The 261-nt window shown below is 56.3% G+C and carries 1 pseudogene; it reads right to left on the reverse strand.

What is annotated here, in order from left to right:
* A pseudogene (locus MXD62_RS08920) lies at window positions 1–261 on the reverse strand (sigma-54-dependent Fis family transcriptional regulator); the annotation flags it as partial.

The raw sequence follows: 261 nt of genomic DNA on the forward strand, positions 1-261 counted from the left end.
GCTCTCGCTCCGAAAAGTCTCTTTCAAACAAACTGGTGACCGATTGCCGGGACGCATTACGTTCTGGCGCATCAGAGGCGGCTGCCTCCGTACGTTCGCGAAACGAAGCAGGCAAATTCTCCAGTTGGATCACTCCTCCTTCCTGCAAAATCGAAAGGCGTTCGATCGTGTTGCGCAGCTGCCTGATGTTACCCGGCCATGGGTAGTCGTACAGCGCCCGCATCACTTCCGAAGCGATCCGTGGAACAGGCTGTTCATGGG

The sequence above is a fragment of the Frankia sp. Mgl5 genome (genome assembly GCF_023242985.1).
GTDB lineage: Bacteria > Actinomycetota > Actinomycetes > Frankiales > Frankiaceae > Parafrankia > Parafrankia soli.